This window comes from Comamonas halotolerans (assembly GCF_030162935.1).
Classification (GTDB): Bacteria; Pseudomonadota; Gammaproteobacteria; order Burkholderiales; family Burkholderiaceae_C; genus Comamonas; species Comamonas halotolerans.
The window spans coordinates 607,663-622,852 of the sequence record NZ_JASAUZ010000001.1; the positions used below are offsets into that span (position 1 = coordinate 607,663).

The 15,190-nt window shown below is 55.8% G+C and carries 17 protein-coding genes; 1 reads left to right on the forward strand and 16 read right to left on the reverse strand.

What is annotated here, in order from left to right; all coding sequences use genetic code 11:
* Positions 1–77 precede the first annotated feature (77 nt).
* The gene (locus QEP11_RS02855; RefSeq protein ID WP_284335066.1) at positions 78–1,580 is read left to right on the forward strand and encodes an ABC transporter substrate-binding protein; all 1,503 of its coding nucleotides are present in this window, start codon (positions 78–80) and stop codon (positions 1,578–1,580) included.
* A gap of 95 nt (positions 1,581–1,675) precedes the next feature.
* Here QEP11_RS02855 and QEP11_RS02860 read toward each other — a convergent pair whose 3' ends face one another.
* The 16 genes from QEP11_RS02860 to QEP11_RS02935 form a co-directional block, all read right to left on the reverse strand.
* On the reverse strand, positions 1,676–2,335 hold the full coding sequence (locus tag QEP11_RS02860; RefSeq protein ID WP_413788663.1) for a LysE family translocator: 660 nt from the start codon (positions 2,333–2,335) through the stop codon (positions 1,676–1,678).
* A gap of 125 nt (positions 2,336–2,460) precedes the next feature.
* Positions 2,461–2,685 (reverse strand): hypothetical protein, encoded by a 225-nt coding sequence (locus tag QEP11_RS02865; protein ID WP_284335067.1) that lies wholly within the window; start codon positions 2,683–2,685, stop codon positions 2,461–2,463.
* 9 nt (positions 2,686–2,694) lie between these two features.
* Positions 2,695–3,576 (reverse strand): EamA family transporter, encoded by an 882-nt coding sequence (locus tag QEP11_RS02870; RefSeq protein ID WP_284335068.1) that lies wholly within the window; start codon positions 3,574–3,576, stop codon positions 2,695–2,697.
* Between the two features lie 61 nt (positions 3,577–3,637).
* Positions 3,638–4,378 carry a GTP cyclohydrolase I gene (gene folE, locus QEP11_RS02875; RefSeq protein WP_284335069.1) on the reverse strand — a complete coding sequence of 247 codons (741 nt, stop codon included), beginning with the start codon at positions 4,376–4,378 and terminating at the stop codon, positions 3,638–3,640.
* A gap of 59 nt (positions 4,379–4,437) precedes the next feature.
* Positions 4,438–5,241: an endonuclease/exonuclease/phosphatase family protein gene (locus QEP11_RS02880; RefSeq protein WP_284335070.1), complete on the reverse strand. Its 804-nt coding sequence runs from the start codon at positions 5,239–5,241 to the stop codon at positions 4,438–4,440.
* Positions 5,238–5,711, reverse strand: coding sequence for a dihydroneopterin triphosphate diphosphatase (nudB, locus tag QEP11_RS02885; RefSeq protein WP_284335071.1), 474 nt, complete (start codon positions 5,709–5,711; stop codon positions 5,238–5,240). The genes QEP11_RS02880 and nudB overlap by 4 nt, the downstream gene beginning before the upstream one ends.
* A gap of 133 nt (positions 5,712–5,844) precedes the next feature.
* Positions 5,845–7,647, reverse strand: coding sequence for an aspartate--tRNA ligase (aspS, locus tag QEP11_RS02890; RefSeq protein ID WP_284335072.1), 1,803 nt, complete (start codon positions 7,645–7,647; stop codon positions 5,845–5,847).
* Between the two features lie 44 nt (positions 7,648–7,691).
* A complete protein-coding gene (locus tag QEP11_RS02895) occupies positions 7,692–8,315 on the reverse strand; it encodes a DUF502 domain-containing protein (RefSeq protein ID WP_284335204.1) in 624 nt (207 codons plus the stop codon).
* An 8-nt stretch (positions 8,316–8,323) separates the two neighbouring features.
* Positions 8,324–8,605, reverse strand: coding sequence for an FmdB family zinc ribbon protein (locus tag QEP11_RS02900; protein WP_284335073.1), 282 nt, complete (start codon positions 8,603–8,605; stop codon positions 8,324–8,326).
* 161 nt (positions 8,606–8,766) lie between these two features.
* Complete coding sequence (locus QEP11_RS02905; RefSeq protein ID WP_284335074.1) at positions 8,767–10,224, reverse strand: high affinity choline transporter 1; 1,458 nt, start codon at positions 10,222–10,224, stop codon at positions 8,767–8,769.
* A gap of 108 nt (positions 10,225–10,332) precedes the next feature.
* Complete coding sequence (locus tag QEP11_RS02910) at positions 10,333–10,461, reverse strand: hypothetical protein (protein WP_284335075.1); 129 nt, start codon at positions 10,459–10,461, stop codon at positions 10,333–10,335.
* Between the two features lie 22 nt (positions 10,462–10,483).
* Positions 10,484–12,049: a ubiquinone biosynthesis regulatory protein kinase UbiB gene (gene ubiB / locus QEP11_RS02915; protein ID WP_284335076.1), complete on the reverse strand. Its 1,566-nt coding sequence runs from the start codon at positions 12,047–12,049 to the stop codon at positions 10,484–10,486.
* Complete coding sequence (locus QEP11_RS02920; RefSeq protein WP_284335077.1) at positions 12,046–12,588, reverse strand: SCP2 sterol-binding domain-containing protein; 543 nt, start codon at positions 12,586–12,588, stop codon at positions 12,046–12,048. The genes ubiB and QEP11_RS02920 overlap by 4 nt, the downstream gene beginning before the upstream one ends.
* A gap of 33 nt (positions 12,589–12,621) precedes the next feature.
* The gene (locus QEP11_RS02925) at positions 12,622–13,608 is read right to left on the reverse strand and encodes a Tim44 domain-containing protein (protein ID WP_284335078.1); all 987 of its coding nucleotides are present in this window, start codon (positions 13,606–13,608) and stop codon (positions 12,622–12,624) included.
* A gap of 87 nt (positions 13,609–13,695) precedes the next feature.
* Complete coding sequence (gene ubiE / locus QEP11_RS02930) at positions 13,696–14,427, reverse strand: bifunctional demethylmenaquinone methyltransferase/2-methoxy-6-polyprenyl-1,4-benzoquinol methylase UbiE (RefSeq protein ID WP_284335079.1); 732 nt, start codon at positions 14,425–14,427, stop codon at positions 13,696–13,698.
* 274 nt (positions 14,428–14,701) lie between these two features.
* The gene (locus tag QEP11_RS02935; RefSeq protein ID WP_284335080.1) at positions 14,702–15,181 is read right to left on the reverse strand and encodes a gamma-butyrobetaine hydroxylase family protein; all 480 of its coding nucleotides are present in this window, start codon (positions 15,179–15,181) and stop codon (positions 14,702–14,704) included.
* Positions 15,182–15,190: the final 9 nt, after the last annotated feature.

Here is a 15,190-nt window from a genome sequence, read left to right on the forward strand (position 1 = left end):
AAGCGGTCTGCCGTCGACAGCACGAGACAGTGCTGCACGCATTTTTTGATCCACGAGACCACCGGAGACCTTTGACCATGATCCCTCGCCGCAGCCTGCTTGCGTCTGGCGCTTTAGCCGGCTTAGCCACGCTCATGCCCCTGCATGGCATGGCCCAAGCTAAAAAAGATTCGCTGACACTGGCACTGACCCTGGAGCCTCCGGTGCTGGATCCCACAGCCAGCGCTGCGTCTTCGATTGCAGAAATCACACAGTACAACATCTTCGAGACGCTCACCAAGATCAACCCCGACGGCAGTGTCTCCCCCATGCTTGCTGAGAGCTGGGAGGTTTCCAACGACTTGAAGACCTACACGCTGCGCCTGCGCCAAGGGGTCAAGTTTCAAAATGGAGAGCCTTTCAACGCCGAATCCGTCAAGTTCTCATTCGAGCGTGCAGGTGGAGAAAAGAGCACCAACAAAGACAAGCGAAACTTTGCCAACCTCAAGGTTCGCGTGGTTGATACATACACCGTGGAGTTGATCACCGAAGAGATTGACCCGGATTTCCTGTTTGTCCTGGGGCAGGGAACCTCCATCATCGTGGAGCCCAAGAGTGCTGCCACCAACAGCAGCAAGCCCATAGGCACTGGCCCCTATCGTCTGGGTATGTGGCAAAAAGGGGCATCCATCACTTTGCTGGCATGGCCTGAGCATCGCGATGCAGGAAAAATCCGCATCAAACGCGCCACCTTCCGTTTTATTCCAGATGCTGCTGCTCAGGTAGCTGCCATGATGGCAGGCGATATCGATGCGTTCCCGCGAGTCACGCCACGGAGCGTGCCCCAGTTCCAGAAGGATCCTCGCTTTCAGGTCCTGGTCAGTGGCTCGCGCGCCAAGACCATTCTGGCCATCAACAATGGCAAAAAACCACTTGATGATGTGCGCGTACGCAAAGCCATTGCTGCAGCCATTGACCGCAACGCCATCATCGAGGGGGCCGCCGAAGGCTATGGCGTGCCCATTGGTAGCCATTACGTGCCCGGCGCCTTTGGCTATGTAGACACTACGGGCATCAATCCGCACAACATCGACAAGGCCAAGGCCTTGCTGGCAGAAGCAGGTGTCAAGCTGCCGCTCAAACTCAATATGACCTTGCCACCGGCACCATATGCACGCCAGGGCGGAGAGATCATTGCTGCGCAGCTGGCCAAAGTAGGCATCGAGCTGAAGCTGCAAAACGTGGAGTGGGCGCAGTGGCTGTCTGGCACTTATGGCAACAAGCAATATGACCTGACCATGATCAGCCACGTTGAGCCGTTTGATCTGGGCAACTTTGCCAAAAGCGATTACTACTGGAATTACGACTCGCAGGAGTTCCGCGATGTGTTCGAGAAAATCAAGAACTCCCCCAAGCCCACCGACCGCGCTCGCCTGCTGGGCGAAGCCCAGCGTCTGCTCGCCAACGATGCGGTCCACGGATTCTTGTATCAACCTCAGTGGGTGACCATTGCCAACAAGAACCTGCGCGGTTTGTGGAAAGACATGCCCATTTTCGTGAATGACCTGTCCACCATGTACTGGTCATCTGACAAACGCTGATGCGCTGTCTCATCTGTACGGTACAGAACCGTTCTTGCTAAAAGTCAAAGGGCTCCGTGTATCCGGAGCCCTTGTTGTATGGGTTGCAACCGTGCTTATTTTTGCGTCATCGCCAAGCGCAATGCAAGGCCCACAAACACCGTCGCGGCCAGGCGGTTGAGCCAGCGCTGCGCTTTTGCAGAACGCTGCAGGACACTGCCAAACACGCCACTGAAAAAAGCCACTGCGCCAAACACCAGGAACGTACCCAGCATACAGACCAGGCCTAGCACCACAATCTGCTGAGATACCGAGCCGCGTGCTGGATCTGCGAATTGCGGAAGCAGAGCCAGAAAAAAAATCAGAACCTTGGGGTTGGTCAGGTTCATCAGCATTCCACGCCCCATCAACTGCATGTTCTCGCGCAGCCCCAGCCGTGCATATTGTTCCTTCGGTCTGGCTTCCTGGGGCGCTACGACGTCAACGGGCGCCCGCCATGCGCCCCATGCTAGATACACCAGGTAAGCCGCACCGCACCACTTCATGATATCGAAGGCCACAGGCGATGCGGCCAATACAGCAGCCAGACCGGCAGCCACCGCCAGGGTGTGCACACCAATCCCCAGGCAAAGTCCCCGCACCACAGCCATGCCGACCGCTGAGCCACGTTGGACCGACTGCGTCAGCACAAACAGATTGTCTGGACCTGGACTCAATGCCAGCAAAACCACAATCCCAAAGAACGTCAGCAACACATCAGCAGCGGGCAAGGTCATAGATTTTCAGGTGGTCACAAAAACTTTTGATTGTGCGCTTGCAAGTGCTGCGCTGCCAAGTGCGCAGGAGACGGCCACAACTTTGTGCTCACTGCTCTGCCCCTGGGGCAAGCAGCTTAAGAAATTCAACGCCCTGGCGTGCCCACTGTGGCTCGTACTTGGCAGCGCGGATTATCAAAAGGTCCGCCCGCCTTCTCCCAGCCTTGACTGGGCATGGACTGCGCACATACGCGCCGACCATCGTGCTTGCTGATCCACCAGAACCAAGGAGCGGGCTTGGCCCACAACACGGCACACAGCAGGTAAATGCCAGCCAGGCCAATGGCCTGCAATTTGAAGCGGGTAGTCATACACAAAGCTTAGCCCAGGCCCAGCGCCGTGACGCCCAACGCAATCAAGATAGCGCCGCCAATACGCACCCAGCGGTCTCCCTCACGCAACAAGTGCCCGCCGATCAATGCAGCAAACAGCATGGAAACCTCCCGCGCTGGCGCAACGTGCGAAATCGGTGCGCTTTGCATGGCAAACAATACCAGCACATAAGCAATCGGACTCACCACGGCCACCAGCAAGGCCCAGCGCCACTGCTGCAGCCACAACACCCTGGCCTCGGCCACGTTGCGCAAAACCACAGGCGAGAGCAATACCACGCGGAAACAGCTGCCCAGATAGTCAATCAAGATAGGGGATAGCAGCAAGACTTTGACGCCATAGCCATCCACCACCGTATATCCCGCGATGAAGACACCCGTAAGCACCCCGTAAAACAGGCCCTGATACAAGCGCTGCTGAGCGGCAGGATCATGACGTCGACGAAAAAGGCTGGGGCCGCCAGCAATGAAAAATACTCCCAGTACCACCCCCACAATGCCCAGCAAGCCCAGTCGCGATATTTCTTCACCCAGTACTGTGATGGCAAACAGCGAGCTGATCAGCGGTCCGCTGCCACGCGCCAGCGGATATACCACCGTCAGATCGGCATTGCGGTAACCCCGCAACAAGATGACGTAATAAAACAGGTGCAACAAGCCACTGACGGCCACCAAAGTCCAGGACTCCCAGCCCCAGTGAGGCACCACATCGTGTCCTACAAACCAAGCCAAGGGAGCCCAGACAATGACCAGCAAGATGGAAGAAAAAAACGCAAAGCGCGAATCCCCCCCTGCCTTCTTGGCCGCAATATTCCAGCCCGCATGAATCAGGCCAGCCAACAAAATGAGTGCAAATGCTTGCCAGGACATCAGATGTAAAAATGAAAAAGGCTGCGCGTTGCGCAGCCCTTAAATATTGGATTGGCTCACATTAATCGAGTTTGCGCCCCGGAATCAAGGCCAGGAACTCTCGACGCAATGTCGGGTCTTTGAGGAATGCACCACGCATGACGGAGTTGAGCATTTTGCTGTCTTTCTCGCGCACACCACGCCATGACATGCAAAAGTGTGAACATTCCATCACCACGGCCAGCCCGTCCGGACGGGTTTTTTCCATGATCAGGTCTGCCAGCTGGATGATCGCCTCTTCCTGAATCTGGGGTCGTCCCAGTACCCAATCCACCAGACGCGCGTACTTGGACAGACCAATCACATTGGTATTTTTATTGGGCATCACACCAATCCACACCTTGCCCATGACGGGACACAGGTGGTGGCTGCATGCACTGCGCACGGTGATGGGCCCCACAATCATCAATTCATTGAGATGCTTGCCATTCGGGAACTCTGTGATCGAAGGCTGCTTGAGATAGCGGCCCGCAAAAACTTCCTTGAGGTACATCTTGGCCACGCGGCGAGCCGTAGCCTGGCTGTTGTGGTCATTGACGGTGTCAATCACCATGCTGTCCAGCACGCCCTGCATCTTGGATTCCACCTCATCCAGCAACAACTCCAGTTCACCCGGTTCGATGAAGTCGGCGATGTTGTCATTGGCATGGAAACTGCGCCCAGCCGCCTGCACCCGCTCACGAATCTTCACAGAAACGGGGGTACCTTGCGGATCAGAACCGACGGGCTGTTTATTGGATGCGGCAACCAAATCTTGAAACATGGGCGGGATAGTAACAGCGAATCAACGCGCGGACAGGCGCCAAGGGTTTCACGTGCGACTTAGAGTTTGAACTCGGCAATCAAGGGCAAGTGGTCCGACATGCGCCACCAGATACGCCCCTGCGGCACCTGCAGGCTCATGGGCTCCAGTCCTCGCACATAGACATGGTCCAGTTGCGCCAGTGGCAAGCGCGCCGGATAAGTGAAAGTGCTGCTGTCGCCATCAAACTCATACATGCCAAACCCCGCCAGCATGCGTTTGATGTGATGACCCCAATCGTTGAAGTCGCCGGCCACCACCACAGGGGCACCCGGAGGTACCTCTCGCTCGATGAATTGGTGCAGTTGATGAATCTGACGTACTCGGCTACCTGAAATCAAGCCCAGGTGCACCACCACCGTGTGCACGGAGCGGCCCTGGAACATGACTTCAGCGTGCAGCAGGCCACGCTGCTCGAAACGGTGATCCGAAACGTCCAGATGCTTGATGTCACGCACAGGCCAGCGCGTAAGCAATGCATTACCGTGCTCGCCATCCTTGGTATAGGCATTGGTGTGATAGACCGCCTCGTAGCCATCCGGAGCCAGGAATTCAGCCTGTGAAACCTTGGGCCAGTTGTCGAAATAATTCTCTTCGCGGCGGTTCATTTTGCGCACTTCTTGCAAACATACAATGTCTGCATCCAGTTGTTCGACCGCCAGCCCCAGATTGTGAATTTCCAGCCGCCGTGTCGGCCCCAGCCCTTGCACCCCTTTGTGGATGTTGTAGGTTGCAACACGCAACAAGCCGGTGTCTGCGGGCACGATGATGCCGGACTCTGTGGTCTCAGTGGCGGCAAGTGGGATCAGTGGCTCAGTCGTCATGCAGATAGGTAAGCTGGCAAATGGAGAATGGCTTCGGCGTTTGAAGGCGCATAACAACGATCCGCTGCCTCGCGCCAAGCATGCCAAGCAAACGCTGTGTGCTCGCGCGGATTCAAGGTGACATGCACGTAGGACGGCACCTTGAGCCCAAACACACGCTCGGTGTTCATAAATACACCCGGTGCATAGCGATGCAACCATTGTGGATAGATGGGATAAATGTTCTCAAGTTCCCAATCCTGCAGCAGGCAACCTGGCGCACGTGCGTCAATCCCCGTTTCTTCCCAGACTTCACGTACGGCCACTTGCTCCCAGGACTCTGTTTCTGCATCTTTGCTCCCCGTGACCGATTGCCAGAAGTCCCCACCCTGTCCATCACCATGCATACGCTTGATGAGCAGTACCTGCCCTTGAACGGTATGGATCACCACCAGCACAGACTGTGCGATTTTGTAAGAGGCCGCAGGCATAAACGCCATCTTCACACCAAAAGCATGACATACGCATGAAAAAAGCCTTTGTGTCTCCACAAAGGCTTTTTTCTTGTCGGCTCTAGCGCTTATTCAACTTGCACAAAGAGCTACTCTTTTATGAGCAAGTAATTTACGATGCCTTCACCGCATCAGGATTACGCAAGCGAATGTGCAACTCGCGCAATTGCTTTTCATCAACTGGCGAAGGAGCCTGGGTCAGCAGGTCCTGGGCACGTTGGGTCTTGGGGAAAGCGATCACGTCACGGATCGACTCAGAGCCGGTCATCAGCGTGATCAGGCGATCCAGACCAAAAGCCAGACCACCGTGGGGAGGCGCACCGTATTGCAACGCGTCCAGCAGGTAGCCGAACTTGGCACGTTGCTGCTCGGGGGTGATGTGCAAAGCTTCAAACACCTTGGCTTGCACGTCAGCACGGTGGATACGTACCGAGCCACCACCCAGTTCCCAGCCGTTTAGCACCATGTCATAGGCCTTGGCAATGCACTTGGAAGGATCTGTGGCCATGAACTCTTCGTGGCCATCCTTGGGCGATGTGAAGGGATGGTGTACAGCCACCCAGCGGTCTTCTTCCTCGTCGTGCTCGAACATGGGAAAGTCCACCACCCACAGCGGTGCCCACTTGTCTTCAAACAGACCATTCTTCTTGCCGAATTCGCTGTGGCCAATCTTCAAACGCAATGCGCCAATCGCGTCGTTGACAACCTTTTCCTTGTCTGCGCCAAAGAAAATCAGGTCACCGTCTTGCGCACCGGTGCGCTTCAGAATTTCGGCGATAGCGGCGTCGTGCAAATTCTTCACGATGGGCGACTGCAAACCGTCACGCCCCTTGGCCACTTCGTTGACCTTGATCCATGCCAGGCCCTTGGCACCGTAAATCTTCACGAAGTCGGTGTAGCTGTCAATCTCACCACGTGAGATCTGTGCGCCACCTGGAACACGCAATGCCACGACACGGCCGCCCTTGGTGGTTGCTGGCGTGGAGAACACCTTGAAGTCCACGTCGGCCATCACGTCGGTCAGCTCGGTGAACTCCAGCTTCACACGCAGGTCTGGCTTGTCCGAACCAAAGCGGAAAGCGGCGTCCTGGTAGGTCATGATCGGGAACTCACCCAGATCCACATTCAGCTGAGTCTTGAACACTTCCGTGATCATCTGCTGGAAGATTGCGCGGATCTCCTCTTCATTCAGGAACGAGGTTTCGCAGTCAATCTGAGTGAACTCAGGCTGGCGGTCAGCGCGCAGGTCTTCGTCACGGAAGCACTTGGTGATCTGGTAGTAACGGTCAAAGCCCGACACCATCAGCATCTGCTTGTACAGCTGGGGCGACTGGGGCAGCGCGAAGAACTGGCCATCATGCACACGCGAAGGCACGAGGTAATCGCGGGCCCCCTCCGGGGTGGACTTGCCCAGCATGGGCGTCTCGATGTCGATGAAGCCCAGCTTGTCCAGGAAGTTACGCACCTGGATCGAAGTCTTGTAGCGCAGCATCAGGTTGCGCTGCATCACAGGGCGACGCAGGTCCATCACGCGGTTGGTAAGACGCACGTTTTCCGAGAGATTCTCGTCATCGGCCTGAAAGGGAGGCGTCACGGCGGCATTGAGCACATTCAGCTCGTGGCACAGCACTTCGATCTGACCGCTCTTGAGCTTGTCATTGGTAGTGCCAGCAGGACGCGCACGCACCACGCCCTTGATCTGCACACAGTACTCGTTGCGAATCTCTTCTGCCACCTTGAACATTTCAGGGCGGTCAGGATCGCACACCACCTGCACATAACCTTCGCGGTCACGCAGGTCAATAAAAATCACGCCACCGTGGTCACGACGACGATTCACCCAACCGCACAGGGTAACGGTTTCGCCCATTCGGGCTTCGGTCACAAGACCGCAATATTCAGAGCGCATGGCCATGGTCTATCTTCCTGCGCCTCAGGGGACGCGCTTGTTTGGGTTGTTTATCGTTCTTCGTCAGGCACAGGCAGCGGCGGAGGCACCACCACACCCATCGAGACGATGTACTTGAGCGCAGCGTCCACGCTCATTTCAAGTTCCACACAGTCACTCTTGCGCATCAGCACAAAATAACCACCAGTCGGATTGGGCGTGGTCGGCACGAACACGCTCACGAATTCATCACGCAAGTAGCTCGCCACCTCACCAGCAGGGTTGCCGGTGATGAATGCCACTGTCCATACACCTTCACGCGGCCACTGCACCAGCACCGCCGTGCGAAATGCATTGCCGTTATCAGAGAACACCGTATCCGACACCTGCTTGACGCTGGAATAAATCGAGCGTACCACCGGTATGCGCGTGATGACGGCATCCCCCCAAGACACCAACTTGCGACCTACAAAATTGCTAGCTACAGCACCGATGACCAGCAGCACCAGCAAGGTGAGGATCACGCCAAAACCCGGGATGTGCATGCCCAGCAAGCGATCAGGCTGCCAGTCCGTGGGCAAAAGATACAGGGTTTGATCCAGGGTGCTGATGATCCAGTGCAACACCCAAACGGTAATTACACCGGGCACGATCACCAGCAAGCCGGTGAACAACCATTTACGCAATGCAGCCATGGGGTGTTTCATGCCTCGGTTGCGGCAGGACAGCCCGCAGCAGCACATGCACTGCCACCGCTGTCACATGCCGCAGCAGGTGCCGCGGACGCGGCTGTGCTTGAAGAGCCACCCTTGAAATCGGTGGCATACCAGCCGGTGCCCTTGAGCTGAAAGCCCGGTGCAGTCAACTGCTTGGAAAATGCCGCAGCACCGCAGGCTGGGCATTCGCTCAGCGGAGCGTCAGACATTTTTTGGAGAACATCCTTGGCGTGGCCACAGGCGCCACACTTGTACGCATAAATCGGCATAGCTTCAGATCAGTTCAGCATCAAGGCTGGTTTCAGAGAATTCGCAAAACCTTCAATTATAGGCGGCTATACTTTTTTTGCCGCAACAACTGCGCTTGCACCTGATAACAAAAAGGGCGCAAACGCGCCCTTTTGAAGTTGGTCAGCCAATTAGCGCCAGATTACTCGGCTTTGGTGCCTTGATAGTGCATGACATGGCCCTGCTGATTCGGTATGAACTGGGGCGCCAGCGATCCAAAGATCATCCCTGCAAACGCAGCAATCAGGCCAGCCAGTTGCTGCGGGAATGCATCCGCCCAACCCGGCATGAAGATGAAGGCCAGCCACACACCCAAGCCCAGTGTCACGGCCAGCAATGCACCTTGCGTGGTTGCACGCTTCCAGTACAAACCGCAGACAAGCGGAACAAATGCACCCACCAACGGCACTTGGTAAGCACCAGCCACCATCTCATAGATGGAGCTGTCTTGCATGCTGATGGCATACACGAGCACACAGATGGTGAACACCACCACCGTCACACGCATGGCTTTCAGTGTCTGCGCATCGCTCATTCCGGGCTTGATGTTGCGCAGCACGTTTTCCACAAATGAAGTGGATGGCGCCAGCATCGTGGCTGAAGCAGTCGACATGATGGCAGACAGCAACGCACCAAAGAAAGCAATCTGCAATGCTACGGGCATGTGCTCCATCACCAGCGTTGGCAAAATCTTCTGAGGATCATCGTCCATCAGCGCTTGTGTGGCTTCGGGCATGATCAGCACCGCTGCCGTCACCACGAACATGGGGATAAAGGCAAAGCAGATGTACAGCGCCCCGCCAATGATAGGCCCCAGACGTGCCACGTTCTCATCCTTGGACGACATCACGCGCTGGAACACGTCCTGCTGTGGAATCGAGCCCAGCATCATGGTGATTGCTGCTGCAAAAAAGAACAGCCAGGTCGTTGCATCTGCATCCACTGGAAAGAACTGCATCTTGCCTTCCGCCACGGCGTAATTGATGACCTTGTCCGCACCGCCCGCCAGATCACCTGCAAACCAGGCTATGGCTGCCAGACCCAGGCAAATCACGATCATCTGCACCAAGTCGGTGATGGCAACCGACCACATACCTCCAAACAGGGTATAGACCAGCACAATGAGCGTACCAAGCACCATGCCGGTCACCAGCGACATGGCTCCACCAGTCAACAGATTGAACACCAGCCCCAAAGCGGTAACCTGGGCAGCCACCCAGCCCAGATAGCTGAAGATGATGATCACAGAGCACAGCAGCTCGATGGTCTTGCCATAGCGCAGGCGGTAGTAATCGCCAATGGTGATGAGGTTTTTTTTGTAGAGCTTGTAAGCAAAGAACAAACCAACCAGGATCAGACAAAAACCGGCTCCAAAGGGGTCTTCAACCACACCACCCAATCCATCTTGCACAAATACTGCGGACACCCCCAGCACGAGCTCCGAGCCAAACCAGGTAGCAAAAGTGGTTGCCACTACGATGTACAGAGGCAAGTTGCGCCCTGCCACCGCATAGTCGGCCGTATTGTTCACGCGCCGCGCTGCGTACAAGCCAATGCCGATCGACACCAACAGGTACGCGGCGATAAAGGTAATCAGCATGTTTGCTGCTCCCTGGATTAAGAGGTAAGTGGGTTGCGAGAAAAATTTGAGGCGCGATTATGGGCACTAGCAGCGCTGTCTTTTTGGAAAAATTGCGCACTGTCTGCTTCAAGCCACAAACATAAAAAGAGCGTCTTTCACCACCCCTTTTTGCCACAAGGTCAAACAACCTTCAAAGCCTTTAAGGGCAAGTGCCAGACGCTCTTCTTTTGAAAGCAAACAAGTACCTGCTTTCATCGCAGGCACTTATTCAGCCAGCTTAGAAAAACCGAATTCTTGTAAGGATTTGCATGGCCAACATGCCTAGTACAAAGCCAAGTCCTCCGTAAACCAAGCCTTGCAGCAGCCGGTTCGTGCGCCGCTGCTCACGAAGCAACTCTCGTACCAATTGCTGATCGTCTCCATTTTTTTGCTGTAGATAGCCATACACCAAACGAGGCAGCTCAGGGATAAGCTTGGCGTAGCGTGGAGCCTCGGCCTGCAATTCGCGCCAAAAGCGCTGTGGTCCCATCTGCTCCAGCATCCACTTCTCAAGGAATGGTTTTGCCGTGCTCCACAGATCGAGATTCGGGTCCAGCTGGCGTCCCAAACCTTCAATGTTGAGCAACGTCTTTTGCAGCAGCACCAGCTGAGGCTGGATCTCGACCTGGAACCGGCGCGAAGTCTGGAACAGGCGCATCAGCACCATTCCCAGAGAAATCTCGGCCAGCGGGCGATCAAAATAAGGCTCGCACACCGCGCGAATGGCGGCCTCCAGCTCCTCCACACGCGTGGTGGCAGGCACCCAGCCGCTCTCCACGTGCAAGGCCGCCACACGCTTGTAATCTCGGCGGAAGAACGCCAGGAAGTTCTGTGCCAGATACTCCTTGTCGAACTCGATCAGCGTTCCCACGATGCCAAAGTCCAGCGAGATATAGCGCCCAAAAGTCTCAGGCTCCAAGCTCACCATGATGTTGCCCGGGTGCATGTCGGCGTGGAAGAAACCATCGCGAAATACCTGGGTGAAGAACAAGGTCACACCATCACGCGCCAGCTTCGGAATGTCCACGCCGGCATCGCGCAGACGCTCCACCTGACTGATGGGCACGCCTTTCATGCGCTCCATCACCATGACCTCGGCATGGCAGTAATCCCAGAAAATTTCTGGAATCAGCACCAGGTCGAGCCCTTCCATATTGCGGCGCAATTGAGCGGCATTGGAAGCTTCGCGGATCAGATCCAGCTCATCGTGCAGATAGTTGTCAAACTCCGCCACCACTTGGCGAGGTTTGAGTCGCTTGCCGTCATGTGAAAGCTTTTCAACCCAGCCTGCCATCATGTGCATCAGGGCCAGATCCTTGTCGATCACCGCCTTCATGCCCGGACGCAGCACCTTCACCGCCACCTCGCGTTCAGTACCATCCCGATCACGGATGACAGCAAAGTGCACCTGCGCAATCGATGCACTGGCCACAGGAGTGCGATCAAACTGCACGAAGATCTGGTCCAGTGGCTTGCGGAAATTGCGCTCGATGGTATCCACCGCAATCTGGCTATCAAACGGCGGAACGCGGTCTTGCAGTTTGGCCAGCTCTTCGGCCACATCAGGCGGCATCAAATCGCTGCGCGTGGAAAGCACTTGACCAAATTTGACGAAGATAGGCCCCAGCTGCTCCAAAGCCTCCCGCAACCGTTGACCGCGCGGGGCATCCAGCTTTCGCCCTATGGTCAACACGCGCCGCAGCGCATGCAAGGTGGGATGCTTGAAACTGGAGAGCACCAGTTCATCGAGCCCATAGCGCAGCACCACCCAGACGATGGTGAAGCCTCGGAAAAAGCGGCTCATTGCTGCGCGCCGCCTGCAGGTGAACGACCACCAACAAATTGACGCACAGCGCCAGCCACAGTGCGACCGATGTTGGCCAATGTATGCGCTGGCACATCACCCATGATGCGGGCCATGTCTTCTTCGACGTCCCATTGGACATTGTCGACCAGCCAGTTGATATCGGCAGCCAGTTGCACATCACCCTCTATACGCAAATTGGGCTTGCCGCCAGACAAAGCCGCTTGCGCCAGTGCCAGGGGGTTGCTGTCCGTGATCTCAAGTTGCAGATCGGGTGCCGCACCTTCAGCCGCTAGATTCAGCAAGCCTGCAGGTGTGACAACCAGTGCCATGCTGAAGTTGCGCCATTGCACACGGGCGACGCGCCCCTTCTGGCGCATCAGGCGCTCCATGGCTTCGCGCTCCTGCATCAACACATGGTTGAGAAACAGTACAGTGCGCTGCTGGGTTTCGTGGACGAGCCAGCTTGGTGGCTGCACGGCTTCCACCGCGCGCTCCACTAAACCGTTCAGGAATGAAAAAGGGGACTGTGTTGCCATAGTCCCCTGATTATTCCTGAAGTGGGAAAATTTTTAACCCAAAGCTTGTAAACCCGCAACCAACCATCCGCTGGAGTTGTCCTTGGGCTTGGCCATATTCCACACTTCCCTGAAGGGGCTGGGGCCTGCAGAGGGTTCTTCGCGGATCAGCCCGGAGAATTCCACACTAGCCATATAGGAATCTCCCAGATCCTCAATGCCCAGCAACTGACCATCAATCATGACCACATCGGTCTGATTGGGCTCACCACCGCTTTGTGCCTCACGCTCTTCAAGCTGATGCTTGATTTCAGCCAGCATTTCATCCGTCATCATGGAGCGCAAGGTGGCAATGTCACCCTTGTCCCAAGCTGCCTGCAACGTTACGAAGTTGCGCTTAGCAGCATCCAGGAAACCATTGGCATCAAAGTCAGCAGGAACATCCCAGCCAGATGCAGCAGCACCCAAACCAGATCCAATGATGGAGCCATGACCACCAGGGATTTGCTCCCAGGGGCGAGCGGACGCATCATTGCCTACATTCTGTGGCTTGTACTGTGGTGGCGTTGCCACAGCGTCGGGAGAGGCAGGCGCTCCAGCACCCTGAAAAGCGAACGGTGAAACTGCTGCAGGCACTGCCTTTTTATTGGCGCGCGCACGCATGATGGCGCCAATCACCACCATGACCAGCAAAGCCAGCAGACCGAACATCAGCATGTTGGCGAAGGCTTCGCCCAAGCCCAATGAATTGGCCAGCCATGCCAGCCCCAGGCCAGCAGCCAAACCACCCAGCATCGCCCCCCAAGGTTTCTTGGCAGGTGCTGCAGCAGGAGTTGCCGGTTTTGCCGCTGCTGTGTTCTGTTGCGCGTTTTGCTGTTGCGCAGGACGTGCAGGCGGAGTTGCAGGAGGTGTGGCCTGACGTTGAGTCACACCGCTGGACTGTTTCCCGAAAGAACCGCCGCCACCCATACGTTTGGCTTCGGCCAAGGGATGCATGACGACCAATGCTGTCGCCAAAGTCACTGCCCACACCTTTTTCATCGTTCAATCTCCGCTTTTTTTAAAGTTCAAAGTAACCGTTGTCTAGCTAAAACCAGCCCAAAAGATCTGCATGGGAAACACTCCCTCTTAGCACTTGATACCCACGTGCAGCGCAACAATACCCGCTGACATGTTGTGATAGTCCACGTGACCAAATCCCGCCGCTTGCATCAGCGACTTGAGTTCTTCCTGACCAGGGTGCATGCGAATCGACTCTGCCAGATAGCGATAACTATCAGGGTCACCAGCCACCATTGACCCCATCTTGGGCAGGATGTTGAAGGAATACCAGTCATACACTTTCTCCAGCGGCTTGGCGACCTTGGAGAACTCCAGCACCAGCAGCTTGCCGCCTGGCTTGAGTACGCGATTCATTTCCTTGAGCGCGACGTCCTTGTGCGTCATATTGCGCAAACCAAATGCCACGCTAACCAGATTGAAGTGACCATCCGGGAAGGGCAGCTTTTCCGCATCGCACACCAGCGTAGGCAACAAAATACCTTTGTCTGTCAGCCGATCGCGGCCCACACGCAACATGGCTTCGTTGATGTCGGTATGCACCACCGTGCCGCTGGCACCCACCTTTTTGGAGAAAGCCATGGACAAATCGCCCGTACCGCCAGCGATGTCAAGCACCTTGTCGCCTTCTTTGAGGTTGGCAACCATGACGGTGTAAGCCTTCCATGCGCGGTGCAAACCGCCCGACATCAGGTCATTCATGACGTCGTACTTGGAGGCCACCGAGTCAAACACGCCACGTACCTTGCTGGCTTTGTCTTTCTCGTCAACTGTTTGAAATCCAAAGTGTGTGCTGCTCATAAGCTTTAAATGTAAGCAGGCTGCTGCGCTTGCGATAGCGACAACCCCGCATGTTCGCAGGGCTTACAGCACCTGCATTCAAAAGTCTACGCCGATACGTGGTTTAAAACCTAGCGTTTCAGCTACTGTAAATATAGCACCACCATGCCACACTGCTGAAAACCCGAGGATTTCCCCTGTGACTGCGACGCATCAACCCGGTGGTTACAGTCTGGAAAAATCTTGTGAAATCAAGGTTTTGCACACCAAGCATGACCATTCATTCCTGCTGCGCCTAGCTACCACAGCCGCAAGAGCCGCTGCCGCAACCGCCTCCGGTCGCAGGAGCTACCGTGCTGCTGGAGCCACAACCACCTCCAGTGCCACAACTGCCGCCAGCCTTTTCAGGCATCGGCGTATCCCGATCCACCCCGGCGGCTTTTAAACGATCCAGATACTCCGCCCACAGCTTGTCTTGTTGGTCGCCCAGTTCATACAAATAGTTCCAGGTGAACAAACCGCTTTCATGACCATCACTGAAGAAAGGCTTAATGGCGTAGTTGCCCACCTGCTCAATGTTGTCAATGGTGACGTTGCGCTTGCCCGTCTGTAGCACTTCCTGACCAGGGCCATGACCTTGCACCTCCGCAGATGGTGAATACACACGCATCAGCTCAAAAGGCAGGCGGAATGTTTTGCCGTCGGAATAGCCGACCTCCAGCACACGTGAGGCTTCGTGCACGGTCAGCGATTGTGGGAAAGGCATGTCTGCCATGAAATACGA